Source organism: Burkholderia sp. KCJ3K979, assembly GCF_016759955.1.
Classification (GTDB): domain Bacteria; phylum Pseudomonadota; class Gammaproteobacteria; order Burkholderiales; family Burkholderiaceae; genus Burkholderia; species Burkholderia orbicola.
The window spans coordinates 1-26,144 of sequence record NZ_JACFYV010000081.1 but is presented as its reverse complement, the minus strand read 5'-3'; the positions used below and the strand labels follow the sequence as shown (position 1 = coordinate 26,144).

The window sequence follows — 26,144 nt, the reverse complement described above, 5'->3', positions numbered from 1 at the left end:
CCGACGCGGGCGGCGAATCGGGACGGGAAGGGCATGACGGTCTCCGTGGCGAGTGATGATTCGTATGTTGCCAAAGACAAAATAATCGCAACACATGTTAAGCGCCGGATCGCACCGACCGGCCTGCCGGGCCGCGCCGGCATCAGGGAAACTCCTGAGGCCGGAATATTGAAAAACGGGTTGTCTAGACAAGTTCCGATGGCTACACTTCAATCCATTCCGAACTTGTCTAGACAGGATTGCTCACATGATTACGTTGACCCCCGGCCACCTGACCCTCCCGCAACTGCGCCGGATCGCCCGCGAACCCGTGCAACTGAAGCTCGACCCGGCCAGCTTCGCGAAGATCGACGCGGGCGCGAAGGCCGTCGCCGACATCGCCGCGAAGGGCGAGCCGGCCTACGGCATCAACACGGGTTTCGGCCGTCTGGCCAGCACCCACATCCCGCACGACCAGCTCGAACTGCTGCAGAAGAACCTCGTGCTGTCGCACGCGGTCGGCGTGGGCGAGCCGATGGCGCGTTCGTCGGTGCGCCTGCTGATGGCGCTGAAGCTGTCGAGCCTCGGCCGCGGCCACTCGGGCATCCGCCGTGAAGTGATGGATGCGCTGATCACGCTGTTCAACGCCGACGTGCTGCCGCTGATCCCGGTGAAGGGTTCGGTCGGCGCATCGGGCGACCTCGCGCCGCTCGCGCACATGTCGGCCGTGCTGCTCGGCGTCGGCGAAGTATTCATCCGCGGCGAGCGCGCGAGTGCGCTCGACGGCCTGCGCGTCGCGGGTCTCGCGCCGCTGACGCTGCAGGCGAAGGAAGGCCTCGCGCTCCTGAACGGCACGCAGGCGTCGACGGCGCTGGCACTCGACAACATGTTCGCGATCGAGGACCTGTACCGCACCGCGCTCGTCGCCGGCGCGCTGTCGGTCGACGCGGCAGCCGGTTCGGCGAAGCCGTTCGACGCGCGCATCCACGAACTGCGCGGCCATCAAGGCCAGATCGACGCGGCAGCGTCGTACCGCGAACTGCTCGAAGGCTCGCCGATCAACCAGTCGCACCGCGACTGCGACAAGGTGCAGGACCCGTACAGCCTGCGCTGCCAGCCGCAGGTGATGGGCGCGTGCCTGGACCAGATGCGCCATGCGGCCGACGTGCTGCTGGTCGAAGCGAACGCCGTGTCGGACAACCCGCTGATCTTCCCGGACACCGGCGAAGTGCTGTCGGGCGGCAACTTCCACGCCGAACCCGTCGCGTTCGCGGCCGACAACCTCGCGCTCGCCGCGGCGGAAATCGGCGCGCTGGCCGAGCGCCGCATCGCGCTGCTGATCGACGCGACGCTGTCGGGTCTGCCTCCGTTCCTCGTGAAGGACGGCGGCGTGAACTCCGGCTTCATGATCGCGCACGTGACGGCCGCCGCGCTGGCATCGGAAAACAAGACGCTCGCGCACCCGGCATCGGTCGACTCGCTGCCGACCTCGGCCAACCAGGAAGACCACGTGTCGATGGCGACGTTCGCCGCGCGCAAGCTCGCCGACATCGCGGACAACACCAAGCACATCCTCGCGATCGAATTGCTGGCCGCCGCGCAAGGCGTCGACCTGCGCGCGCCGTATCACACGAGCCCGAAGCTCGCGCCGGTGATGGAGACGATCCGCGGCAAGGTCGCGCACTACGAACTCGACCACTACTTCGCACCGGACATCGCGGTGATCGCGAAGCTGGTCGGCGAGCGCGCGTTCGCGAAGGTCGCGCCGTTCTCGTTCGCGTCGGAACAGTAAGCCGATGAGTGCGCCGGTCTACCAGGAGATCAAGGATTTCATCCTGGCCCGCATCCATGCCGGCGAGTGGGAGGAGGGCGACCAGGTGCCGTCCGAGAACGAGCTGGCGCGCGAGTTCAAGGTGGCGCGCATGACCGTCAACCGCGCGCTGCGCGAACTGACGGCCGAACAGGTGCTCACGCGCATGAAGGGCGCGGGCACCTACGTCGCGCGGCCGAAGTACGAGTCGACGCTGGTGGCGATCCGCAGTATCTCCGAGGAAGTCGGCGCGCGCGGGCATGCGTACCGCGCGAGCGTGCTCGGGCTCGACACGATCCGCGCCGACGAGGCCCTCGCCGACGAGATGCAGGTGGCCGTGCGCACGAAGCTGTTTCATTCGCAGGTGCTGCACTTCGAGAACGACGAGCCGGTGCAGCTCGAAGAACGGTGGGTGAATCCGGCGGTCGCGCCGGATTACGCCGAGCAGGACTTCACGAACACGACGCCGAACCAGTACCTGATGCGCGCGGCGCCGCTGCAGCGCGTCGAGTACCGGATCGAAGCGGCGGCCCCGGCGCCGGAGCGGCGCGAGCAGCTGCGGATGGACGGCGTCGAGCCGTGTCTGGTTTTACATCGGCGCACCTGGTCGCAGGGCGTCGTCGCCTCGGTGGCGAATTTGTGGCATCCCGGCAGCCGTTATCGCTTCACCGGGCATTTCTGATTCCTATTTGATCTTCAATTTCCTTCGGGAGCAGTCGTCATGAACCATCCGAAACACATCGATCCCCGTCTCGATCCGACGCGCACGATCCGCGCGCCGCGCGGCAGCGAGAAGACCTGCAAGACCTGGCTGGCCGAAGCGGCCTACCGGATGATCCAGAACAACCTCGACCCGGAAGTCGCCGAGCATCCGCATGCGCTCGTCGTGTACGGCGGTATTGGCCGTGCGGCGCGTAACTGGGAATGCTACGACCAGATCCTCGCGTCGCTGAAGGATCTCGAGGAAAACGAAACGCTGCTGATCCAGTCGGGCAAGCCGGTCGGCGTGTTCCGCACGCACAAGGATGCGCCGCGCGTGCTGCTCGCGAACTCGAACCTGGTGCCGCACTGGGCGAACTGGGATCACTTCCACGAACTCGACCGCAAGGGCCTGATGATGTACGGCCAGATGACGGCCGGCAGCTGGATCTACATCGGCAGCCAGGGCATCGTGCAGGGCACCTACGAAACCTTCTTCTCCGTCGCGAACCAGCACTTCAACGGCGATCCGTCGGGCCGCTGGATCCTGACGGGCGGCCTCGGCGGGATGGGCGGCGCGCAGCCGCTGGCCGCGACGATGGCCGGCTTCTCGATGATCGCGGTCGAATGCGACGAGACGCGCATCGACTTCCGCCTGAAGACGCGCTACGTCGACAAGAAGGCGACGACGCTCGACGAAGCGCTCGGCATGATCGAGGAAGCGAAGCGCACCGGCAAGCCGGTGTCGATCGGCTTGCTCGGCAACGCGGCCGACGTGTTCGCGGAACTCGTCACGCGCGGCATCACGCCGGACTGCGTGACCGACCAGACGAGCGCGCACGACCCGATCAACGGCTACCTGCCGCAAGGCTGGACTGTCGCGCAATGGCGCGAAGCGCAGAAGGTCGACCCGCAGAGCATCGTGAAGGTCGCGAAGCAGTCGATGGCCGTCCAGGTGCGTGCGATGCTCGCGCTGCAGGAACGCGGCGCGGCGACGCTCGACTACGGCAACAACATCCGCCAGATGGCGCTGGAAATGGGCGTCGAGAACGCGTTCGACTTCCCGGGCTTCGTGCCGGCGTACATCCGCCCGCTGTTCTGCGAAGGCAAGGGCCCGTTCCGCTGGGTCGCGCTGTCCGGCGATCCGGAAGACATCTACAAGACCGACCAGAAGGTGAAGGAGCTGATCCCCGACGATCCGCACCTGCACAACTGGCTCGACATGGCGCGTGAGCGTATCGCGTTCCAGGGCCTGCCGGCGCGGATCTGCTGGGTCGGCGTGAAGGATCGCTATCGCCTCGGCCAGGCGTTCAACGAGATGGTGAAGAACGGCGAGCTGAAGGCGCCGATCGTGATCGGTCGCGATCACCTCGACACGGGTTCGGTCGCGAGCCCGAACCGCGAGACGGAATCGATGAAGGACGGTTCGGACGCCGTGAGCGACTGGCCGCTGCTGAACGCGCTGCTGAACACCGCGGGCGGCGCATCGTGGGTGTCGCTGCACCATGGCGGCGGCGTCGGCATGGGCTTCTCGCAGCACTCGGGCGTCGTGATCGTCGCCGACGGCACGGCTGACGCGCACGAGCGTCTCGGTCGCGTGCTGCTGAACGATCCGGCCACGGGCGTGATGCGCCATGCGGATGCCGGCTACGAACTCGCGCAGCAGACGGCCCGCGAAGCCGGCCTGAAGCTGCCGATGCTCGGCCGCTGAGCATGACGGCGCTCGACCACGCGCCGGGGAATGCGACGCTGGCCGTCGCGCTGATCCGCGCGGCGGATCTCGTCGCGTCGCCGTGGAAGAACGGTGGCGGCGTGACGCGTGAAATCGGCGCGTTCCCGCCCGGCGCGGCGCTCGATACGTTCGCGTGGCGCGTGAGCGTCGCCGACGTGGGCACGGCCGGGCCGTTCTCGCGTTTCGATGGCATCGACCGCACGCTCGTGCTGCTGTCCGGCGCGGGCATGACGCTCGCCGAGGAGGGTGGCACGCGCCACGTGCTCGATGCGCCGCTCGCTCGCGCGGATTTCGCGGGCGAGACGGCGATCGACGCGACGCTGCACGACGGCGCGACGCGCGACTTCAACCTGATGATGCGCCGTTCGGCCGCGCGTGGCGCACTCGACGTGTGGCGCGCGGGCGTGCACCGCGTCGCGCCGGCCGATACCGTGCTGCTGTTTTGCGCGGCCGGCGCGGTGGGCATCGACCTCGACGGCACGCACTACGCGCTGGAAGACATGGACACGTTGCGGCTCGACGGGCCGCGGCGTGCGTTTGACGTCGTCGTGAGCGGAGGCGGCGCACTGCTGGCCGTCTCGCTTGCCGTCGGCGAACGAGACTGAACGCATGAAACCGACTGTCTGGCATCACCTGAGGCTGTGTCCGCACGGCCATCCCGACGAGACGATCGACGACGCGGCGATCGCCGTCGACGAAACCGGCACGATCGCGTGGCTCGGCGCGTTGTCCGCGCTGCCGCACGGTTACGCGCACTGGCAGCGCGAGGACCTGCACGGCGCGTGGGTGACGCCGGGCCTCGTCGATTGCCATACGCACCTCGTGTACGGCGGCACGCGCGCCGACGAATTCGCGCAACGCCTCGCGGGCGTCAGCTACGAGGAAATCGCGCGGCAGGGCGGCGGGATCGTGTCGACGGTGCGCGCGACGCGCGCGGCCGACGAGACGACGCTGTTCGTGCAGGCCGCCGCGCGCCTGCAGCCGCTGCTCGCCGAAGGCGTGACCGCGATCGAGATCAAGTCGGGCTACGGGCTCGACCTCGCGAGCGAGCGCAAGATGCTGCGCGTCGCGCGCCAGCTCGGCGAGCGCTTCCCGGTCACCGTCTATACGACCTTCCTCGGCGCGCATGCGCTGCCGCCGGAATACGCGGGCCGCGCGGACGAATACATCGACGAAGTGTGCGACCGCATGCTGCCGACGCTGGCCGACGAAGGGCTCGTCGACGCGGTCGACGTGTTCTGCGAACGCATCGGCTTCTCGCTCGCGCAGACCGAGCGCGTGTTCGAGGCCGCGACGCGGCGCGGGCTGCCGGTGAAGCTGCATGCGGAGCAACTGTCGAATGCGGGCGGGACGGCGCTCGCCGCGCGTTACCGCGCGCTGTCCGCCGACCATCTGGAATTTCTCGACGAAGTGGGCATCGAGGCAATGAAGGCGGCCGGTACGGTCGCCGTGCTGCTGCCCGGTGCGTACTACTTCATCCGCGAAACGCAGCTGCCGCCGATCGAGCTGCTGCGCAAGCACGGCGTGCCGATCGCGCTCGCGACCGATCACAACCCCGGCACGTCGCCGCTCGAATCGCTGCTGCTCACGCTGAACCTGGGCTGCACGCTGTTCCGCATGACGGTGCCCGAGGTGCTGCAGGGCGTCACGCGCCATGCGGCCGCGGCGCTGGGCCGCGCGGATCGCCACGGCGCGCTCGAGGTCGGTCGCCAGGCCGATTTCGCCGTGTGGTCGGTCGGCTCGCTGGCCGAGCTGGCGTACTGGATCGGCCGGCCGCTGTGCGAGCAGGTCGTACGCGGCGGCACGACCGTGTTTCGCCGGATGAACGGATAAGTTTGACGACGGACCGGGCTCGGTACGTGACGTACCGAGCCCGGCCGACGCTTTGCAGGGGACCGGAGCCGGTGCGCAACGGGCGCACTCCGGTCGATCGCCGCGAGGCCGGCGCTGGCGCGACGCGCTCGCGCCTGCCGGCTGCGGCACCGGGCCGGACGGGATTGCTCAAGCGCTCGATCCGGTCGATGAGGACACGCAATGACCGATACCCTGTTGTTCGCGGACCATGCCTATCTGCCCGAGGGCTGGCGCCGCAACGTGCTGCTGCGCTGGGACGCCGCCGGCACGCTGACCGACGTGACACCCGACACCGATGCGCCGGCAGGCGTCGCGCGCGCGGCCGGGCCGGTGCTGCCCGGCATGCCGAACCTGCATTCGCACGCGTTTCAGCGCGCGATGGCGGGGCTCACCGAATACCGCGCGAATCCCGCCGACAGCTTCTGGAGCTGGCGCGACCTGATGTACCGCTTCGCGCTGAAGATCACGCCCGACGCGCTCGCGGCGATCGCGCGCTGGCTGTATGTCGAGATGCTCAAGTGCGGCTACACGTCGGTGTGCGAATTCCATTACGTGCATCACACGCAGGACGGCTCGCGCTATCCGCAGATCGCGGAGCTCGGCACGCGCGTGATCGACGCCGCGCGCGCGGCCGGCATCGGCATCACGATGCTGCCGGTGTCGTACCAGTTCGCCGGCTTCGGCGACAAGCCGCCGCGCGACGACCAGCGCCGCTTCATCAACACGCCCGACGGCGTGCTCGAACTGCTCGACGCGATGCGTCGCGTGGCGCCGGAACATGGCGGGCTGCGCTATGGCGTCGCGCCGCACTCGCTGCGCGCGGTGTCCGAGAACGGGCTGCGTGTGCTGCTCGAAGGGTTGCCCGGCGATGCACCGGTGCATATCCACATCGCCGAGCAGACGGCTGAAGTCGACGACTGCGTGCGCGCCTACGGCGCACGCCCCGTGCAATGGCTGCTTGATCGCTTCGACGTCGATGCGCGCTGGTGCCTCGTGCATGCGACGCACGTCGACGCGGCCGAGACGGCGGCGCTCGCGAAGCGTCGCGCGGTCGCGGGCCTGTGCCTGACGACCGAAGCGAACCTCGGCGACGGCGTATTTCCGGCCGTCGACTACCTCGCGCAGGGCGGCGTGATCGGCATCGGCTCCGACAGCCACGCGTCGGTCGACTGGCGCTCGGAGCTGCGCCTGCTCGAATACGGGCAGCGGCTCGTGCACCGCGCGCGCAACGTGCTGGCGAGCGACACGCAGGCGCACGTCGCCGATCGCCTGTTCGATGCGTCGCTCGCGGGCGGCGCGCAGGCGAGCGGGCGGCGCATCGGTGCGCTGCGCGCAGGCTGCCGCGCCGACTGGCTCGTGCTCGATCCCGATCATCCGGCGATCGCCGAACACGACAGCGCCGCATGGCTGTCGGGCATCGTGTTCGCCGAGCACGGCGAGACGCCGGTGCTCGACGTCTACACGGGCGGCGAGCGCGTCGTGAGCGGCCGCCGCCATCGCGACGAAGCCGCCGCGTATGCCGACTACCGCGCCGCGCTGGCGCAACTGCTGCGCTGAACGCGCGGCAACCGGCGCACGCGGCGTGCGTGCGCCGGCCGACTCTTACGGTGAGGCGACATGACTGAACAACCGGCTGTATTCACGCTGAAGCAGGGCACGCTGCCGCTGCTGATCTCGATTCCGCACGCAGGCACGCACATCCCCGACGACATCGCCGCGACGATGACGCCCGACGCGCGCTTCGTCGACGATTGCGACTGGCATCTCGAGCGGCTGTACGGCTTCGCGGCCGATCTCGGCGCATCGATCCTCGTGCCGTCGCATGCGCGTTACGTCGTCGACCTGAACCGTCCGCCCGACAACGAGAACCTGTATCCGGGGCAGGACACGACGGGGCTCGTGCCGGTCGATACGTTCGACAAGGCGCCGCTGTATCCGGCCAATGCGCTACCCGGCAACGACGAGATCATGCGTCGCCGCGATCGCTACTGGCTGCCGTATCACGACGCGTTGCAACGCGAGATCGCGCGCCTGAAGGGCGAACACGGCCGCGTGCTCGTGTGGGAAGCGCATTCGATCCGCTCGCACGTGCCGCGTTTCTTCGACGGCCGCCTGCCGGACTTCAACTTCGGCACGTCGAGCGGCGCGAGTGCGGCGCCCGGTCTCGCGGAAGCGCTGGCCGCGCGCGTGCTCGCGCACGGCGGCTATACGGCCGTCGCGAACGGGCGTTTCAAGGGCGGCTACATCACGCGTCACTATGGCGTGCCCGATACCGGCGTCGAGGCCGTGCAGCTCGAACTGTCGCAGATCACCTACATGGAAGAGACGCGTCCGTACGCCTACGACGAAGCGCGTGCAGCGCGGATCGTGCCGCTGCTGCAGACACTCGTCGAAACCGCGCTCGCGCATCGTTGAGCCCGGGCCGCCTCCATGCGGCACCGCGGCGGGGCAGTGCGCTCCGCCCCGTCGGCACGTAGCAGGCAAGCCGACGCAATGCACAAAACGGCATCGATCCGGCGCGATCGATGCCGTTTTTTTCGTCTGACCGATGTCGTCATCGACCCCTGAAAATTTGACGCAATTTTTAAGTGATATAAGCTGAATGTCAGGAAGTCGTCACGCGCGCGCCGGCGGCGAGGCCATCGACGATGGCCGGACTGCGCCGGAATGCGCTGCGAGACATCTTGCTGACGTGTCGCCACGCGGCATTGCGACACGTGTCCTGCCTCCATCAGTCAGTCGAGTACGATCGTGAAAGCCGCCAGCCCTTCGATACGCCGGACCCGAAGTCCGTCGGCGGGCGCGCCGCCTCAGGCCGGGCCGAACCGGCATGCTGATCGCGGCACGCGCGCCGCCCCGTTACGCGAGCCTCGCTTCTTCGCCATTTCCCATTGCGGCCCGCGCCGCTTCAATCTCGTGACCGCGCACCTGTGCAGCGCGGTGCAGTGCGACGGCAGCGCATCGTTGTTGCCCTAGCGCCCCTTTCCGCTACCGTCCCGGGCCGTACCGCCGGTTGCCGCGGCATTCGGGCGGCAGGATCGCGCCTGCGCCGGCGCGGCGCGATTGCGCGCATGTGCGGCGTAGCCGCAAACCTGCATCGTTGCGCGCGCTAGCGTGTCGCGCGCCATTACCGGAGAGACGTCGATGCGCGCACGACCGATCGTAGCCGTCACCGCGGACCGCGTCCTGCGCGGCGCCCATCCGAACCACACGGCGGGTGAGAAATACCTCGCCGCCGTCGTCGACGGCGCCGGTGCGCTGGCGTTCGTGCTGCCCGCGCTCGGCGCGCGGCAGCCGGCCGACGCGATCGTCGCGGCAATCGACGGGCTGCTGTTGACCGGCAGCTATTCGAACGTCGAGCCGCATCATTACGGCGGCGCCGCCAGCGCGCCCGACACGCTGCACGATCCGGCGCGCGATGCGACCGCGTTGCCGCTGATTCGCGCGGCGATCGACGCCGGCGTGCCGGTGCTCGCGATCTGCCGCGGCATGCAGGAGCTGAACGTCGCGTACGGCGGCACGCTGCATCAGCGGCTGCATGCGACGACCGGTTTCGACGACCATCGCGAACGGCCGGCCGACCCGCTCGAACGGCAGTACGGTCCCGCGCACGTCGTGCAGCTCGCGCCGAGCGGCCTGCTGCAGCGGGTCGCGCGCGGCGCGCACGAGGCGACGGTCAATTCACTGCACGACCAGGGCATCGCGCGTCTGGGCGCCGGGCTCGCCGTCGAGGCGAGCGCGCCCGACGGGCTGGTCGAGGCCGTCAGTGTGCGCGGCGCGCGTGCATTCGCGCTGGGCGTGCAGTGGCATCCCGAATGGCGCTACGCGGAGCAGCCGCTGTCGCGCGACATCTTCGCGGCATTCGGCGCGGCGTGCCGCGCGCGCATGGCGCACCGCATGCATGCTGCCGGCGGCGCGATACCGTCGCCGGCCGCATCCGACATCGACATCGACCAACGAGGCCGATCATGCAACCCGAACTGAGCGAATTCCTGCGACAGCACCGCATCACCGAAGTCGAGGCGATCATTCCCGACATGGCCGGCATCGCGCGCGGCAAGATCATTCCGCGCAACAAATTCGAATCCGGCGAATCGATGCGCCTGCCGCAGGCCGTGATGGTGCAGACCGTCACCGGCGACTATCCGGAGGACGGCACGCTGACCGGCGTGACCGATCCCGACATGGTGTGCGTGCCCGATCCGTCGACGATCTGCCTGATCCCGTGGGCGGTCGATCCGACCGCGCAGGTGATCCACGATTGCGTGCATTTCGACGGCTCGCCGGTCGAGATCTCGCCGCGCTACGTGCTGCGCCGCGTGCTCGACCTGTACGAGGCGAAGGGCTGGAAACCCGTGGTCGCGCCCGAGCTCGAGTTTTATCTGGTCGACATGAACGCCGATCCCGATTTGCCGCTGCGTCCGCCCGTCGGCCGCACGGGGCGGGCGGAAACGGGCCGCCAGTCGTATTCGATCGAGGCCGTCAACGAGTTCGATCCGCTGTTCGAGGACATCTACGAGTACTGCGAAATGCAGGGCCTCGATATCGAGACGCTGATTCACGAAGTCGGCGCCGCGCAGATGGAGATCAACTTCGTGCATGGCGACGCGCTGCCGCTGGCCGACCAGGTGTTCCTGTTCAAGCGCACGGTGCGCGAGGCCGCATTGCGTCACAACATGTACGCGACGTTCATGGCCAAGCCGATGGAAAACGAGCCGGGTTCCGCGATGCACATTCATCAGAGCCTCGCGGACATGCGCACCGGGCGCAACCTGTTTGCCGACGAAAACGGCGCGGTGTCGCCGCTGTTCCGCAGCTATCTGGCGGGGCTGCAGAAGTACACGCCGGCGCTGATGCCGATCTTCGCGCCGTACATCAATTCGTACCGCCGCCTGTCGCGCTTCATGGCCGCGCCGATCAACGTGCAGTGGGGCTACGACAACCGCACGGTGGGCTTTCGCATTCCGCAGTCGAGCCCCGTCGCGCGCCGCATCGAGAACCGGATTCCGGGCGTCGACTGCAACCCGTACCTCGCGTTCGCGGCGACGCTCGCCGCCGGCTATCTCGGCATGACGCAACAGCTCGCGCCGACCGAGCCGATCGCATCGGACGGCTACGACCTGCCGTATCAGCTGCCACGTAACCTCGAGGAAGGCATCTCGCTGATGGCCGCGTGCGAGCCGCTCGCCGGCATCCTCGGCGACAAGTTCGTGAAGGCCTACCTGGCGTTGAAGGAAACCGAATACGAAGCGTTCTTCCGCGTGATCAGCTCGTGGGAACGCAGGCACCTGCTGCTGCACGTGTAAGCGTGCGGCGCTGTTTGACGGAGAAAACATGACCGATCGAAACGAAGCTTTTCCGCCGCGCTCGACCGCCGATTTTCGCGCGCTCGACGCCGCGCACCACATCCACCCGTTCTCCGACATGGGCGCGCTCAACCGCGCCGGCAGCCGCGTGATCGTGAAGGCCGACGGCGTCTATCTGTGGGACTCGGACGGCAACAAGGTGATCGACGGGATGGCCGGCCTCTGGTGCGTGAACGTCGGCTACGGCCGCAAGGAACTCGCCGACGCCGCCTATCGCCAGATCCAGGAACTGCCGTTCTACAACACGTTCTTCAAGACCACGCACCCGCCGGTGATCGAGCTTTCCGCGATGCTCGCGGAAGTGACGCCCGCCGGCTTCAACCACTTCTTCTATTGCAACAGCGGCTCGGAAGGCAACGACACCGTGCTGCGTCTCGTGCATCAATACTGGCGCGTGCAGGGCAAGCCGCAGAAGAAGGCCGTGATCTCGCGCAAGAACGGTTACCACGGCTCGACGATCGCGGGCGGCACGCTCGGCGGGATGGGCTACATGCACGAGCAGATGCCGTCGAAGGTCGAGCACATCGTGCACATCGACCAGCCGTATTTCTTCGGCGAAGCGGCGGCCGGCGAGACGCCCGAAGCATTCGGCCTCGCGCGTGCGCAGCAGCTCGAAGCGAAGATTCTCGAACTTGGCGCGGAGAACGTCGCGGCGTTCATCGGCGAACCGTTCCAGGGCGCGGGCGGCGTGATCTTCCCGCCGTCGACGTACTGGCCGGAAATCCAGCGGATCTGCCGCAAGTACGACATCCTGCTGGTCGCCGACGAAGTGATCGGCGGCTTCGGGCGCACCGGCGAATGGTTCGCGCACCAGCACTTCGGCTTCGAGCCGGACCTGATCACGATGGCGAAGGGCCTCACGTCGGGCTACGTGCCGATGGGTGCCGTGGGCATTCACGAGCGCGTCGCGCGCCCGATCATCGACAACGGCGAATTCAATCACGGCCTCACGTACTCGGGCCACCCGGTGGCGGCGGCCGTCGCGGTCGCGAACCTGAAGCTGCTGCGCGACGAGGGGATCGTCGAGCGGGTGAAGACCGACATCGGGCCGTATTTCCAGCGCCGGCTGCGCGACACGCTGGGCGACCATCCGATCGTCGGGGAGATTGCGGGAGCGGGGCTGGTCGCCGGTGTTCAACTGGCGCGCGACCGGAGCCGGCGCGAGCGCTTCGGCGCGGACGTCGATATCGGCACGATCTGCCGCGACTTCTGCTTCAACGGCAACCTGATCATGCGCGCGACCGGCGACCGGATGCTGCTGTCGCCGCCGCTCGTGATTCGCGAGGCGGAGGTCGACGAGATCGTCGACAAGGCGAAGCGCGCGTTCGACGCGACGGCGGAGCGGGTGGGGCGCGCACGGTAAGCCGGTTCCTGCGTGCGGCGTGGCGTCGAATGACGTGGCGCCCGCGTCGCGCAGGGCACGCGCGACGCCAAAACGAAAAGGGCCTGCGTCGTGAGACGCAGGCCCTTGAATTCTTTGGTGGCGGTACTTCCCTGAAATTGTCCTTTGGAATCCACGTCTGGTATGGCCGGTAGCGCTTAGCCAAATTGAATGTACCCCCAAAGATACCCCCGAATGGTGGCCGCTGTCCCATTCGGCACAAGCGGTTTGCAGGTCTACTCCTCGTATGCTTCTCATAGCTCGGCTTGCGGTAAGGCGAGTTGTCGAGTCGAGCGTGCGATACGTCCCCGAACCCGGTAAATTGATCCTTGTCCCCGCCTAGCTCGACGGAGCGAAAGCCGGTCCCTTCACCGGCCCGGTGGGGGCCCACTGTGAAGGACACGCAAGAAGGGCGTGAAATGACCAAGGAACGGGATTGGATAGGTCATCCGTCGGCGCAACGCCGGCAAAGGCTTGATGGCTCTTACGAGTACGCGGACCCGCAAAACCAAAGCCTTGCGATTATGCTCGGCGTGCGAGCGTTTCATCCGGATAGCGGGCTCGATCCTGATCGCACCCTTTTTTCTGGCGCGAACTTGTGGGAAATCGACCGATTCGTTGAAGAGCTGGAAGCGAACATGGTTCCCGATGCGGAAAAATTTCGGGCGGCGCTCAACGAAATCCGCATGTGCTTCAAGAACGACGATACGACGGGGAATGTCAGTACGAGCTTGGTATGGCGTTCGCTGCGCGCTCATGCAGAAATCATCAGTGTTGGGATGCGTGCGCGCGCGAAGGGCGGTAGTGACCAGTATGGACGCGACGTAGACCGATCCGGGGCCGCTGTCGTGGGGCGGACACCGGGTGCAAAGTGGAGCAACGCGGACCTGATGCAACTTCTCGAACTGTCGAAGTTGCCGGAGATGACGCAACAGAAGCTCGCGGACAGGTACGGCGTGAGTCGTGCACGCATCGGGACGTTGCTCAAGGACGCAAAGGCCAAACTCAGCACAAAACCTGTTTCCGTGTTTACCCACGGGAGTACTTCGAACGTCGGGCGCAAACGTCGCGTCGGTTGAACCGCTGTTGCATTCGCTATTGCGCGAATTGTCCGGAAACCCGCGCCAACTAAGGCGCATGGTGTTGCATATGTCGCCGTAGCTGTTGCCATCAATAGCCTTGGCTCCATTCCCGGGTTGGCCGGGAGCGTTCTCATGGAGCCGAATATGGTGCACCAAATCCGACAGGCGCTCATTCGTCGCAAGCAAGTCGAGGTAGAGACCGGCCTGAGTCGCTCGACGATTTACGCCCGCATGAAGGCGGGCACCTTTCCGCAAAGCGTCCGGCTCGGCGCGCGTTCCGTTGCATGGCGGCGTGCCGATGTTGATGCGTGGATTGCCAATCCCGCCGGCTACCGCATCGAGGGCTGATGCGATGGAAAAGAAAAACGCCCGCCAACCGAAGCCGACGAGCGCCAAACGTCAAAGCGAGTTTATCGGAACCGCTAACCCCCGTCAGCTTCGCGCGTTGACCGTGCTGCAACGCCATCCGATGTCGCGCGAAGAATTGGACGGCTTCGTGGGGTGCAGCAACGGCCCGGACCTCATCGCGGGCCTGCGCGCAAAGGGACTCGCCTTGCCCTGCGTGCGCGTCGTTTGCATCGACCGTGACGGAATCGAAGTGCAGCGCGGCGTCTATCACCTCACGACGACCGACCGCCGGAAGGTCGCACGCTGGCTCGCGAAGCGCAGCAAGGGGGCGGCATGATGAATGGTCACGACGACGCCCGTGCTCGCGAAGCCTTGTTTGCGCTCGACGCCGGCTGCGCCCGCGATGAGTGGGTGCGCGTCGCTATGGCAGCGAAGGCGGCTGGCCTCCCCGAGGACGATTTCCTTGACTGGTCCGCGACCGGTGCGAACTATGGCGGCGAGCATGACGCCCGCTCCGTCTGGAAGAGCATCAAACCTGACGGCGGCATTGGCCCGGGGACGCTGTTCAAGATGGCAAAGGATGCCGGTTGGAACGGCGCGCCACGTGCGCTCGTATCGAGTCACGCGGTAACGACCCAGCCGGGAGCACAAGCCGCCCCAAAGCCGCGCTTTGACGTTGCTGCCGCGTTCGCGAGCTACCCGCCCGCGAGCGGGGACCATCCCTACATCGTCGCGAAACGCGGAAATCCGGCCGCGTTGTGCGTCGTCCCACCCGATGATCCGCAAACGGTCGCCGGTAAGTCCGTCTGCGGCTATCTCGTCGTGCCCGCGTATTCGTTGGACGGCCAATTGCGTACGGTTCAATACGTGCCGCCGCCGGGCCAAGGTAAGAAACTGAACGCGCCGGGCGCATCGTTCGGGAACGACGGGTTTTTCACGGTCGGCGAGATTGTGCCGGACGGGACGCTTTACGTTGTCGAAGGCATCGGGCAGGCGTGGGCGTGTGCGAAAGCCGACTATCAAGCCGCCGCCGCCGTCGCGTTCGGTGCCGGTCGCATCGGCACGGTTGCGAAGTCGTTGCGCAAGCGCTATCCGGCCGCACGCATCGTCATCGTCCCGGATAAGGGCAAAGAGCAGGACGCGGAATCCGTCGCTCGTGAAATCGGTGGCGCATGGGTCGAGATGCCGGCCGACAAGCCGGCGAACTACGACGCGAACGACTTTGAAGCCGAGCACGGTAGCGAATCGCTCGCGGACCTGCTGCGCTCAGCTAGAACGCCGAAAATCGAACTTCTGCTCAAAATCGCCTTCGCTGACGAGTTGCCGGACCGTTACGAGCCGCCCGACGAGCTTGTACAAGGCGTCTTGACGGTCGGCGGCGGTAGCGTCGTGTACGGCGATACCAATTGCGGCAAAACGTTTTTTGTTATCGATATGGCCATTGCCGTCGCGCGCGGCGTTCCCTTTATGGGTCGTCAAACGGAACAAGGGCTGGTCTTGTACCTCGCCGTCGAGTCGCCTGCATCGGTCTGTGCGCGCGTTCAGGCGTACCAGAAGTATCACGGCGTACTTGTTCCGAATTTCGGCATCGTTCAAAGCACCGTGAATTTGTTCGAAGGCGACGATGACGCCAACGCCATCATCGAAACGGTGCGCCAACTTGAAACGCAGCGAGGGCAAAAGGTACGTCTGATCGTCGGCGACACCTTGGCGCGAATAAGCGCGGGCGCAAACGAGAACGCCGGGCAGGATATGGGCCGCGTCATCGAACGCTTCGACCGCATCCGCACCGAATGCCAAGCGCATTTCACGCTGGTGCATCACTGCGGGAAGAACGCCGCTTATGGCATGCGGGGCTGGTCCGGCATTCGCGCCGCCATCGATTCGGAAATCGAACTCACGGACGCGGCTGCGGGGCGCTGCGCCGAAATCACGAAGCAACGCGACCTCGGCACGAAGGGCGAGCGTATCGGCTTTCGGCTCGATGTCGTCCAACTCGGCATCACGAAATGGGGTGCGCCTGCAACGAGTTGCGTCGTTGTCCCGACCGATGCACCGCCGCCGGACAAGGTTCGCGCAAAGCGCGTCGGCGAAGTTGAGGGTGCGGTCGCCGAGTTCCTGGCGGCGCGCAAGACGGGCATTCGGAAGAGCGATGTCGTGCATCACTTCGCGGCGCGATACCCCAGCTCGTCGGTGTATCGCGCCATGAAGACGCTCGTCGGAGCGGGTGCGGCACATGAAGCCGCCGGGATGATTTGCGTTGCGGTGGCGGTGAAATGAGGGAAGGACGCGAGGTACGCGAAAGGTACGCGTACCTTTCGCGTACTCCGGCGTACGTACGTTTAGGTACACCACCCTTTGGGGGTGTACCTCGCGTACCTAGCTGTACCGTGGGACTGCTGGGTAAAAACAGGAGGCGACAATGATCGATGGTTTGGTAAGCGGGAAGCTGTACGGCAAGCCGGCGGAGCGCACGGGCGCGAGCGGTCGCTCGTTCGTGACGGCGAAGGTTCGTGCTGCTGCTGGCGACGGCGAAGCGCTGTTCGTCAACATCATCGCGTTCGCGGACGATGCGAAGGCCGCGTTGTTGGCGCTCGATGACGGCGATTCGGTCGCGCTCGCCGGGACGCTGACGCCGAAAGTTTGGACCGACCGCAATGGCGAAGCTAAGCCGTCGCTCGATATGGTCGCGCACGCGGCGGTGTCGGCGTATCACGTCCGGCGCAAGCGCGCCGCCGTGCATGGCGCGGGCGACAGCGGCGAACGCGAAAGCGGTCGGCCGGCGATGTCTGGCACACGGCAGGCGGCGGCGTTCTGCAGCGACGACACGTCGGACATGCAGGACGATTTCTAGGGCGCGGGGCAACCCGCACGGTGAAGGTGTTTTACGTCGGTAAATAGGAATACGAAATAATGGAAGTGTCTGTTCCGAAATGGCTTCTGGAGCGGCTGAATTTTGACGCCGCGCATGGCAGTTACAGCATGCTCGTTTGGCCCGGTCCGGGCGGCCGGACGCCATACCAAGTAGTGAAGCCCGGCCCGGTGAAGTACCGCGTCGAAATTTGTCCCGCAGGTTACATCGTCGTAATCCCGCGCTAACGCGCCTTTTGGAGAATGTCATGAAAAAACCCCTGCCCGAGCGTATGGAAATCCTCGAAGCGCTCGTCTCCGATACCGGCCTCGCCGACGAACTCGCGGCGAAACAACGAGCGAAGCTCGATGCGCGTCGCGCCGAACTGGCGCGCGAACTGAAGGCGGTGCCGAATCCCGAACGCGAGCTTTCCGCCTCGGCGAAAGAAGCGACGCGGACGGAAGCCGATTTCATCAAGGCCGAAACGGCTTACCGCGACGCCGAACGCGCGATGGTGGACGCGCGTACCCGGCACGTTGTTACGTCGCAGATGCACGAGGGGAGGCGGCAGCGCATCTTGACCGAACTCGAACGCACCGCGCCGCCCGAAGTCGGCGAGGCGCTCGACGAGTTGTCGAGCGCCGACGATTTGTTGCGCGCCGCAGTTCGGACTGACGTATTCACGGAGAAAAACTGGCTGGGCGCTCGCGTCGGCAACGTTACGACGAACATGCCCCAAATCAAGGCGGCTCGCGAGAAAATCGCCGAAGCTCAACGAAACATTCGTGCGCTTGTCCACGACGGCTCGATTTCGAGCGGCGAACTGGTATCGCGTGTACGCGCGTGCGTGGATGAGGCACTTCAGCCGATGTTCGAATTCGTGCCGCGCCAGAAGTGGGAAACTCGTCTTTCGCGACCGTATAGCGACCTGTTGGCCGAAGTCGCAGGCTACGGGAACTAGCCATACATAGGGCGGCGTGCATCGACGGCTTGAGCCGCGCCCGTGCGCCGCCTTATCGTCCACAAGCTATTGACCGAAGCGAAACTCTCTCGACGGATGTTCTTCGTAAGTTTGCGGCGAAATGAAGGTCGCTCATCGACCCGGTTGAGTCGCCCGAGTCAGCATAGGTGCCGGTCCGCTGTATCACCGATATGAGACGTTCGAAGCAGCAGTGCTGCTCGCTAACACTAACACCCTCCTGCGCAACTTGAACGACATCAGCTTACAACGGTCTTGTCGAGTACGCCGTGCCACTCCTTGTTCATGGAGGAAAAAATCGGCTCAAAATAATCGTCCGGAAATTTCGCGATCTCGCCGAACTGATGGGCGGCATCCATAAGCACTATAAGACCAGTGGAAAAAACGGACTGCACGAACGTGGGATCGTCATCCTGCTTGTACACCATACTGCTATCGCCCTGATGTCGAAAAGCGAGCACTGCGAGGTCGTTATGTGAAAAGCCGCAAAGCATCGCGTAGGGGCCGACGAGATGAAAAAGACCAGTATCGCCAAATTCCTGGCTGATCTTCTTCGGGCGATACTTTTCGGCATGTAGTGAGCTGAACTCCAACAGACAAGTATCGAGTCGATTCTTGACCGGCAGCTTCGCTTCATCGGGAATGCTCGGATCGGCAAGTATTCCCTCGTAGACACGTTTTTCCCCGTGCAGTTTGTCGTAACGCAACTGATTTACGTAGCCAGCATTCGTCTTTAGCTTTCGCATGACAACTAGCGCTTCGATCATCGAGCGAACGTGTGTAGCCGCATGTGTGCTCATATGAGCATTTCCGAGCCGCAAGGCAGCCTCGAATTGTTCTGCGATTGTCAGCACCAGCGCCACTCGCATACGGTCGGGGCCGCCCTTTGGCGGTCGAGAACGCACTATGAGGTTTCGCATTCCGTCCAGAATTCGCCCCGACGTGTTAAGAAGATCAACGACTTTTATCGTGTCCATTCCTGTTCCTTTGGGCGGCGCCAAGCAGGTCGAATGACCCAGACGCGTCGCGTTTCAGCCGCATTTTACCGTCGACAAGGAGTCGCTTCTTGGCCGACGGCCGTCTTATGCGGTCGGAGTGCGCACCGACGTTTTGCCTTGGCCGATGCGCGCGGGCCGTGCTGAAGGGCTTTGCGGTGCGTCCATGGGGCCGTATGAGGATGGGTAGGGGTAGCCAATCTCTAGCGCGACCGCGCCGATGATCGTGGCGCAAGGCGAATTTTTACCGCCGCGAAATTAAGCACGGGCGTGCTAAATCTGTAGTCGCCGAGTGCGCCGGCCGGGCGGATACGCTGGAATGCGCAGTTTGTCGCTTAAACTTTCGGACAGGCGCGCGGGGGCGCATAAGGAGAGTCGCAATGAACGCCTTGCTGACCGGCGTCGTTACGGGTTGTTTGGCGATTGTAGGGGTCATCCTAACGTCGTATTTGACTCGGAAACGAGAGCATGACGCGGACTGGCGCAAAACGAAGTTGGAACACTATCGAGAGTACGTCGCGGCACTTTCCGGCGTAATCGAGGGTAGAAGCATCCCGGCGGCTGCCCATGAGCGGTATGCCGATGCGCTGAACGCGTTGGCGCTCGTCGCATCGGGCGAAGTTCTCGCGGCTTTATATGCGTACCAAGACGAAACAACCTATCGCAACGCAGACCGAAGCCGAGCGACGCACGACAGGCGGTTGAACGACTTGCTGCGCGCGATGCGGGACGATGTTCAACCGAACACGGGTAAGGGCGTTGAGCTGCCTCCGTTCCGTTTGATAGGTGTGCCGCCGCTTACCTATGCGGATGCATAGCGACGAGAGTTCGACCGAATCGACGGCACCTTCGCTTGGACGTAGGTGAGTAGTGGAAACCGACCGCTTACCGTGCCGATGCACTTATCGGGATAACTTCCGCACCCGCCTTGAGTCGGTCGAGATAGTCCGCCCATTTCTGCATCATTTCGCGACGCTGAGGAAGGAAGGTCGTGCGGTTGTACGCGCGTCCGAGCGGGTCTTTCACGGTATGGGACAGTTGTGATTCGATGACCTCGACCGCGACACCGAGCACTTCCACCATGATGGTACGCGCCATCGCTCGGAAGCCGTGGCCGGTGATTTCGGTGCGCGTATCGTAGCCGAGCCGGCGCAGCGCGGCGTTAATCGTTGCCTCGCTCATTGGTCGATTCCGGTCGCGTGCCCCGGGGAATACGTAACGACCGTCGCCGGTCAACGCGTGCAATTCGTGCAGGATGGCGACGGCCTGATCGGGTAGGGGCACGATATGCGCTCCGCCGTCCATCTTGGCCGCCTTGTTGCGTTTCATGCGTGTGCCATCAATCTCCCACGTCGCGTTATCCAAGTCGATTTCCGACCATTCAGCGGCACGCAACTCGCCCGGGCGACGGAACAGCATCGGCGCGAGCTTGAGCGCGCAGTGAACCGGAAACGTACCGCCGAAGGCGTCGAACGCACGCAGCAACTCGCCGACCTTGCCGGGGTCAGTGATGGCCGCGAAATGCTTTTGTCGGATCGGCGGAAGTGCGCCACGAAGGTCGGCCGTTACGTCGCGCGTTGCGCGACCGGTTGCGACGGCATATCGGAATACTTGGCCGCAGTTCTGTTTCGCCCGGTGGGCCGTGTCGAGCGTTCCGCGTGCTTCGATCCTGCGGATAACGTCGAACACCTCGGCCGGCTGAATTCCGGAGATAGGGCGCTTCCCGAGCCACGGGAACACATCGTTTTCGAAGCGGGCGATGATCTTGCTCGAATGGCTTGTTGCCCATCCGGGCGAATGCTTGTTGAACCATTCGCGCGTAACGGCTTCGAAGCTCGTCGCGGCGGCGAGGCGGGCGGCGCGCTTGTCCGCCTTCTTCGCTTCGCCGGGATCGATACCGGCCGCCAGCTTCTCGCGGGCGTCATCGCGCTTCTTGCGCGCCGCTTGTAGCGATACGTCCGGATAGACGCCGAACGCGAGCAACTTTTCCTTACCGGCGATTCGGTACTTGAACCGCCAGTAGCGCTGTCCTGCCGGCGTGACGAGTAGGAACAGACCGCCGCCGTCAAACAGCTTCTGCGGCTTGTCGCCGGCCCTAGCGTTCTTGATTGCGATGTCGGTGAGCGGCATGGGGGTATCTCCGAGCGGACGCGCAGCATTTCGCGGCGCGTACCCCTAAAAATACCCCTACATACCCCCGGCTGCCGTTGGCGTTTTCCGGAATTCCCGGGAATGAAAAAACCCGCTAAGCCTTGCAGCTAAGCGGGTTTCGGGATGTTCCGAGAACACCCCGGAATATTCTTTGGTGGGCGGTACTGGGATCGAACCAGTGACCCCTGCCGTGTGAAGGCAGTGCTCTACCGCTGAGCTAACCGCCCAAAGAAGAATCAAATTATGTCAGAGATTTTGGGGCTCGTAAAGCCCTTTCTGCAAATTTTTTCAAATAGCCGCAAGCACCGGTTCGCGAGCCGCGCGCTCAGCCCGCCAGCGCGGGCAGCGCATCGATCGACGCGCGTACGTAGCCGGCAAAGCGCAGCGCCACCGGTTCGGCGGTGCCGCTGCGTTTCAGCGCGAGCGTACGCGATTCGAGCGACGCATCCTTCAGCGGCAGGAACACGAGCCGATCGCTTTTCGCCTGCTGCAGCACGCGCGGCACCAGCGCGATGCCCATCCCGAACTCGATCATCGACAGGATCGTCTGCCACAGCCGCGCCTCGTGGCGGATCAGCGGACTGAATCCCGCGTTCACGCACTGCGCGATGATCAGGTCGTGATAGTGCGGCGCGGCGTCGCGCGGAAACAGGATGAACGGTTCGGTCGCGAGCGTGGCGAGCGCGACCTGCCTGCGCCGCGCGAGCGGATGCGCGGCCGGCAGGCAGCACACGAACGGCTCCGCATAGACGAGCACCGATTCGACCTCGGGCGGGAAGTGGCCCCAGTGCGCATAGCCGAGATCGATCTGGCCGCGCTGGATCGCCTGCACCTGCGCGTGCGTGTTCATCTCGCTCAGCACGACCTCGACGCCCGGATAGTCGGCCTCGAAGCGCCGCACGGCATCGGGCAGCCCGCGATACAGCATCGAGTGGACGAAGCCGATCCGCAGCCGGCCGGCGAGCCCCGACGCGGAGCGCACCGTCAGGCGCTCGGCTTCGTCCGCCTGCAGCAGCAGCCGGCGCGCTTCGCCGAGCAGCACCTCGCCCGCGTTGGTCAGCGCGACCGTCTTGTTGGTGCGCGAGAACAACTGCACGCCGAGCGCGTCCTCGAACTTGCGGATGTCGAAACTCAGCGCCGGCTGCGAGATGAACAGGCGCGTCGCCGCGCGCCCGAAATGCAGCTCCTCCGCCACCGCCACGAAGTAGCGCAACTGCCTCAGTTCCATGGTGTCTCCTCCCGGCGTCGGCATCGATAAGCGATATCTATCGTACCGGACAAATCCTGTATTGGACGCTTATCGATCGCGCGCCTACGCTCTGCGGGAGGCTTGACGCAGGACCGGCCGGGCGCTGCGACGCATGGCCCGGTCGCCGCGCAGGCAACCCAGGAGACGCACGCATGAACGACACCGCTCGCACGCCGGACACCGGCGCATCCAATATTCCCGATACCCGGGGCATCAATTTCTTCACCGTCGATCCCGATCTCGGCGCGTTGCTGAAGCTGCATCTCGGCGACGCGCACTATGCCGAACTCGAGCCGCGGTTGCACGCGCTCGGCGCGCGCGTGTCGGGCGAACTCGACGAATGGGCGTCGCGCGCGGACAAGCATCCGCCCGTGCTCGAGCATCGCAACCGGCGCGGCGAGGCCGTGCAGCGGATCGACAAGGACCCGGCGTACGTCGCGCTCGAACGCGTCGCGTATGCAGAGCTCGGGCTCGCATCACTGAGCCACAGCGCCGAAACCGTGCCGCCGCTCGTCAAGTACGCGCTGACGTTCCTGTTCGTGCAGGCGGAATTCGGGCTGTGCTGCCCGGTCAGCATGACCGATTCGCTGACGCGCACGCTGCGCCGCTTCGGCGATCCCGCGCTCGTCGCGCGCTACCTGCCGCGGCTCGCCTCGCGCGACTTCGATACGCTGTACCAAGGCGCGATGTTCATGACCGAGCAGGCGGCCGGCTCCGACGTCGGCCGTATCGCGACGCGCGCGACCAGCGAAACCGACGCGCACGGCGAGACCGTCTGGCGGCTGACCGGCGACAAGTGGTTCTGCTCGAACGCGGACGCCGATCTCGCGATGGTGCTCGCGCGGCCCGACGGCGCGCCGGACGGCATCAAGGGCCTCGCGCTGTTCCTGCTGCCGAAGACACTGCCGGACGGCACGCGCAACCGCTACCGGATCGTGCGCCTGAAGGACAAGCTCGGCAGTCGTTCGATGGCCAGCGGCGAGATCGCGCTCGAAGGTGCGCAGGCGTACCTGATCGGCGAGATCGGTCGCGGCTTTCACCAGATGGCCGACATGATCAACATGTCGCGGCTGTCGAACGGCGTGCGCGCGGCGGGGCTGATGCGGCGCGCGCTGAACGAAGCGCTGCACGTCGCCGCGCATCGCGAGGCGTTTGGCCGCAAGCTGATCGAGATGCCGCTGATGCAGCGCCAGTTGATGAAGATGCTGCTGCCGGCCGAGGCCGCGCGCGCGATGTTCATGCAGATCGCGCTGCTGCTGCCGCAGGCCGACGCGGGCGACGAGCAGGCCGCGCGCTGCGTGCGGATCCTGACGCCGCTGATCAAGTTCCGCGCCTGCCGCGACGCGCGCCGCGTGACGGGCGACGCGATGGAAGTGCGCGGTGGCACCGGCTATATCGAGGAATGGAGCGATGCGCGGCTCGTACGCGACGCGCATCTCGGTTCGATCTGGGAAGGCACGAGCAACATCGTCGCACTCGACGTCGCGCGTGCCGCGCAGCGCGAGCATGCGCTCGACGCGCTGCGGACGTTCCTCGGCGATCGTCTGGGCGCGGCGCCGCTGCCCGAGGCGAGCCGCACGGCGCTGCGGCGCATCCTCGTACGGGCATGCGATGCACTTGCGAGGGTGGCCGGGGAAGGCGACGACGCGCGCGTGCGGCAGGCCGCGTCCGCGCTGTACTACGCGAGCGCGGCCGTGCTGATGGCCTGCGAAGGCGCACGGCTCGCGCCGGATTTCCGGCGTCTCGCGCTCGCGCACCTGATCGTGCGGCACAAGCTGCTGCCGGTCGATCCGCTCGCGCCGGCCCCGCGCGACGACGAATCGGCCGCGTCCGATGCGCTGCTGCGTGGCCTGCCGGTCGCGCTCGACATGGCGCTCGACCTGCTGCCGGAGGTCGAGCGATGAACACGACGCGTGGCGCACTGGACGGCCTGAAGGTCGTCGACCTGAGCCGGGTGCTCGGCGGCCCGTACTGCACGCAGGCGCTCGCCGACCACGGTGCGACGGTGATCAAGATCGAGCCGCCCGCCGGCGACGAGACGCGCGGCTGGGGGCCGCCGTTCCTCGGCGACACGGCGTGGTATTTCATGGGCGTGAACCGCAACAAGGAGGGGCTCGCGCTCGACCTGTCGCACGACGAAGGGCGCGCGATCCTGTGGCGCCTGCTCGAAGAAGCCGACGTGCTCGTGGAGAATTTCAAGCCGGGCACGCTTGCGCGCTGGGGGATGGACTACGCACGCGACCTGCAGCCGCTTTTCCCGCGCCTGATCCACTGCGCGGTGACGGGCTTTGGCGACGACGGCCCGCTCGGCGGGCTGCCGGGCTACGACGCGGTGATCCAGGCGATGGCCGGGCTGATGAGCGTGAACGGCGAACGCGACGGCGACGCGACCCGCATCGGTTTGCCGATCGTCGACATGGTCACGGGGCTCAACGCGCTCGCCGGCATCCTGCTCGCGCTCGCGGAGCGCGAGAAGAGCGGGCGCGGGCAGTCGATCGACGTCGCGCTGTACGACTGCGGCGTGTCGCTGCTGCATCCGCACCTGCCGAACTTCTTCGGCTCGGGCCGCGTGCCGGAACGCAGCGGCAACGCGCATCCGAACATCGCGCCGTACGACAGCTATCGCACGGCGACCGTGCCGATCTTCCTCGCGGTCGGCAACGACCGGCAGTTCGCGCGGCTCGTCGCGCATCTCGGCGCGCCGGCGCTCGCCGACGATCCGCGCTTCGTCGACAACCGCAGCCGCTGCGCGCACCGGCCCGAGCTGAAGGCCGAACTGGAAGCGCGGCTTGCCGCGCATGCGTGCGAGCCGCTCGCGCGCGACCTGATGGCGGCCGGCGTGCCGTGCGGGCCGGTGCGCACGGTGGCCGACGTCGCGCACGATCCGCATGCGCTGCATCGCAACCTGTTCGTCGAGATCGGCGCGTATCGCGGCACCGCGTCGCCGGTGAAGCTGTCGCGCACGCCGGCCACCTACCGGTCGGCGCCGCCCGCGCTCGGGCGCGATACGCGCGCGGTGCTCGACCGGCTCGGCGTCGATCGCGCGCTTCAGCAGCAACTGCTCGATGCCGGCGTGCTGAAGACGGCCGCCGGCGAGTCGCCGCCCGACTGACACGACGCCGCCGGCCGGCGGCGTGATGCCGGCCACCCGGGAAAGGCGCGCGCGAGTCGCGCCCCCGATCATCACAATATGGAGACATCGATGAGTCGTCCGCAATCCCCGAGCGCCGCGCAGCCGCGGCCCGGCCGCGCCGCCCTCGCGGCGTTCGTCGGCACCACGATCGAGTGGTACGACTTCTACATCTACGGCACGGCCGCGGCGCTCGTGTTCGGCAAGGTGTTCTTTTCGAGCACGATGAACCCCGGCGTCGCGACGCTGCTCGCGTTCGTCACGTTCTGGGCCGGCTTCGCCGCGCGGCCGCTCGGCGGCATCGTGTTCGGCCATCTCGGCGATCGCGTCGGCCGCAAGACCGCGCTCGTGATCACGCTGGTGATGATGGGGCTCGCGACGACCGGCATCGGCCTGCTGCCCGGTTACGCGTCGATCGGCGTCTGGGCGCCGGCGGGCCTCGTCGTGCTGCGCGTGCTACAGGGCATCGCGGTCGGCGGCGAGTGGGGCGGCGCGGTGCTGATCGCGAGCGAGAATGCACCGAAGCATCGCAGCATCC

General features: G+C 66.0%; 23 protein-coding genes and 1 tRNA gene. 20 read left to right on the top strand and 4 right to left on the bottom strand.

Features of this window, described 5'->3' with window-relative positions; translation table 11 throughout:
* Positions 1 to 247 precede the first annotated feature (247 nt).
* The 16 genes from hutH to H3O04_RS18645 all read left to right on the top strand — a co-directional run bounded on the left by hutH (position 248) and on the right by H3O04_RS18645 (position 18,063).
* Entirely contained in the window at positions 248 to 1,771 is a 1,524-nt protein-coding gene (gene hutH / locus H3O04_RS18720) for a histidine ammonia-lyase (RefSeq protein WP_202588231.1), read from the top strand.
* Between the two features lie 4 nt (positions 1,772 to 1,775).
* Complete coding sequence (hutC, locus tag H3O04_RS18715) at positions 1,776 to 2,471, top strand: histidine utilization repressor (RefSeq protein WP_006478342.1); 696 nt, start codon at positions 1,776 to 1,778, stop codon at positions 2,469 to 2,471.
* A 39-nt stretch (positions 2,472 to 2,510) separates the two neighbouring features.
* Positions 2,511 to 4,199, top strand: coding sequence for a urocanate hydratase (hutU, locus tag H3O04_RS18710; RefSeq protein WP_006478343.1), 1,689 nt, complete (start codon positions 2,511 to 2,513; stop codon positions 4,197 to 4,199).
* Between the two features lie 2 nt (positions 4,200 to 4,201).
* Positions 4,202 to 4,825, top strand: a complete 624-nt coding sequence (locus H3O04_RS18705) for a HutD/Ves family protein (protein WP_124478292.1) — start codon at positions 4,202 to 4,204, stop codon at positions 4,823 to 4,825.
* A gap of 4 nt (positions 4,826 to 4,829) precedes the next feature.
* Positions 4,830 to 6,053 carry an imidazolonepropionase gene (hutI, locus tag H3O04_RS18700; protein WP_202588230.1) on the top strand — a complete coding sequence of 408 codons (1,224 nt, stop codon included), beginning with the start codon at positions 4,830 to 4,832 and terminating at the stop codon, positions 6,051 to 6,053.
* A 201-nt stretch (positions 6,054 to 6,254) separates the two neighbouring features.
* On the top strand, positions 6,255 to 7,631 hold the full coding sequence (locus H3O04_RS18695; RefSeq protein WP_202588229.1) for a formimidoylglutamate deiminase: 1,377 nt from the start codon (positions 6,255 to 6,257) through the stop codon (positions 7,629 to 7,631).
* Positions 7,632 to 7,691: 60 nt separating this feature from the next.
* Positions 7,692 to 8,489 carry an N-formylglutamate deformylase gene (hutG, locus tag H3O04_RS18690; RefSeq protein ID WP_006478347.1) on the top strand — a complete coding sequence of 266 codons (798 nt, stop codon included), beginning with the start codon at positions 7,692 to 7,694 and terminating at the stop codon, positions 8,487 to 8,489.
* A gap of 729 nt (positions 8,490 to 9,218) precedes the next feature.
* On the top strand, positions 9,219 to 10,058 hold the full coding sequence (locus H3O04_RS18685; RefSeq protein WP_202588228.1) for a gamma-glutamyl-gamma-aminobutyrate hydrolase family protein: 840 nt from the start codon (positions 9,219 to 9,221) through the stop codon (positions 10,056 to 10,058).
* Complete coding sequence (locus tag H3O04_RS18680; RefSeq protein WP_011549431.1) at positions 10,043 to 11,380, top strand: glutamine synthetase family protein; 1,338 nt, start codon at positions 10,043 to 10,045, stop codon at positions 11,378 to 11,380. Before H3O04_RS18685 ends, H3O04_RS18680 begins: the two co-directional genes overlap by 16 nt.
* Positions 11,381 to 11,408: 28 nt before the next feature.
* Positions 11,409 to 12,803, top strand: a complete 1,395-nt coding sequence (locus H3O04_RS18675) for an aspartate aminotransferase family protein (protein ID WP_202588227.1) — start codon at positions 11,409 to 11,411, stop codon at positions 12,801 to 12,803.
* Positions 12,804 to 13,240: 437 nt separating this feature from the next.
* A complete protein-coding gene (locus tag H3O04_RS18670; RefSeq protein WP_202588226.1) occupies positions 13,241 to 13,900 on the top strand; it encodes a sigma factor-like helix-turn-helix DNA-binding protein in 660 nt (219 codons plus the stop codon).
* Between the two features lie 135 nt (positions 13,901 to 14,035).
* Positions 14,036 to 14,251: a helix-turn-helix transcriptional regulator gene (locus tag H3O04_RS18665; RefSeq protein WP_232448336.1), complete on the top strand. Its 216-nt coding sequence runs from the start codon at positions 14,036 to 14,038 to the stop codon at positions 14,249 to 14,251.
* A gap of 4 nt (positions 14,252 to 14,255) precedes the next feature.
* Positions 14,256 to 14,588 (top strand): hypothetical protein, encoded by a 333-nt coding sequence (locus H3O04_RS18660; protein ID WP_202588225.1) that lies wholly within the window; start codon positions 14,256 to 14,258, stop codon positions 14,586 to 14,588.
* Complete coding sequence (locus H3O04_RS18655; protein WP_202588224.1) at positions 14,585 to 16,531, top strand: AAA family ATPase; 1,947 nt, start codon at positions 14,585 to 14,587, stop codon at positions 16,529 to 16,531. Before H3O04_RS18660 ends, H3O04_RS18655 begins: the two co-directional genes overlap by 4 nt.
* A 142-nt stretch (positions 16,532 to 16,673) precedes the next feature.
* A complete protein-coding gene (locus tag H3O04_RS18650; RefSeq protein ID WP_202588223.1) occupies positions 16,674 to 17,105 on the top strand; it encodes a single-stranded DNA-binding protein in 432 nt (143 codons plus the stop codon).
* A 265-nt stretch (positions 17,106 to 17,370) separates the two neighbouring features.
* The gene (locus tag H3O04_RS18645; RefSeq protein WP_050376411.1) at positions 17,371 to 18,063 is read left to right on the top strand and encodes a hypothetical protein; all 693 of its coding nucleotides are present in this window, start codon (positions 17,371 to 17,373) and stop codon (positions 18,061 to 18,063) included.
* Positions 18,064 to 18,320: 257 nt separating this feature from the next.
* Here the strand turns inward: H3O04_RS18645 and H3O04_RS18640 are convergent, their stop codons facing one another.
* Positions 18,321 to 19,058, bottom strand: a complete 738-nt coding sequence (locus tag H3O04_RS18640; RefSeq protein WP_202588222.1) for a DUF5677 domain-containing protein — start codon at positions 19,056 to 19,058, stop codon at positions 18,321 to 18,323.
* 398 nt (positions 19,059 to 19,456) lie between these two features.
* On the opposite strand from H3O04_RS18640, the gene H3O04_RS18635 reads away from it, so the two are divergent.
* Positions 19,457 to 19,894 (top strand): hypothetical protein, encoded by a 438-nt coding sequence (locus tag H3O04_RS18635; protein WP_050376386.1) that lies wholly within the window; start codon positions 19,457 to 19,459, stop codon positions 19,892 to 19,894.
* Positions 19,895 to 19,961: 67 nt separating this feature from the next.
* Here the strand turns inward: H3O04_RS18635 and H3O04_RS18630 are convergent, their stop codons facing one another.
* From H3O04_RS18630 to H3O04_RS18620, 3 genes are all read right to left on the bottom strand, one after another.
* Positions 19,962 to 21,206: a tyrosine-type recombinase/integrase gene (locus H3O04_RS18630; protein WP_202588221.1), complete on the bottom strand. Its 1,245-nt coding sequence runs from the start codon at positions 21,204 to 21,206 to the stop codon at positions 19,962 to 19,964.
* Between the two features lie 173 nt (positions 21,207 to 21,379).
* A tRNA-Val gene (locus tag H3O04_RS18625) sits at positions 21,380 to 21,454 on the bottom strand.
* Between the two features lie 98 nt (positions 21,455 to 21,552).
* Positions 21,553 to 22,455, bottom strand: a complete 903-nt coding sequence (locus H3O04_RS18620; protein WP_023478008.1) for a LysR family transcriptional regulator — start codon at positions 22,453 to 22,455, stop codon at positions 21,553 to 21,555.
* Positions 22,456 to 22,628: 173 nt separating this feature from the next.
* Between H3O04_RS18620 and H3O04_RS18615 the strand changes: the two genes are divergently transcribed.
* From H3O04_RS18615 to H3O04_RS18605, 3 genes are all read left to right on the top strand, one after another.
* A complete protein-coding gene (locus tag H3O04_RS18615) occupies positions 22,629 to 24,380 on the top strand; it encodes an acyl-CoA dehydrogenase family protein (protein WP_023478007.1) in 1,752 nt (583 codons plus the stop codon).
* The gene (locus tag H3O04_RS18610; protein WP_023478006.1) at positions 24,377 to 25,588 is read left to right on the top strand and encodes a CaiB/BaiF CoA transferase family protein; all 1,212 of its coding nucleotides are present in this window, start codon (positions 24,377 to 24,379) and stop codon (positions 25,586 to 25,588) included. Before H3O04_RS18615 ends, H3O04_RS18610 begins: the two co-directional genes overlap by 4 nt.
* A gap of 90 nt (positions 25,589 to 25,678) precedes the next feature.
* On the top strand, positions 25,679 to 26,144 hold a 466-nt coding region (locus tag H3O04_RS18605), incomplete at its 3' end, for an MFS transporter (protein ID WP_202588220.1).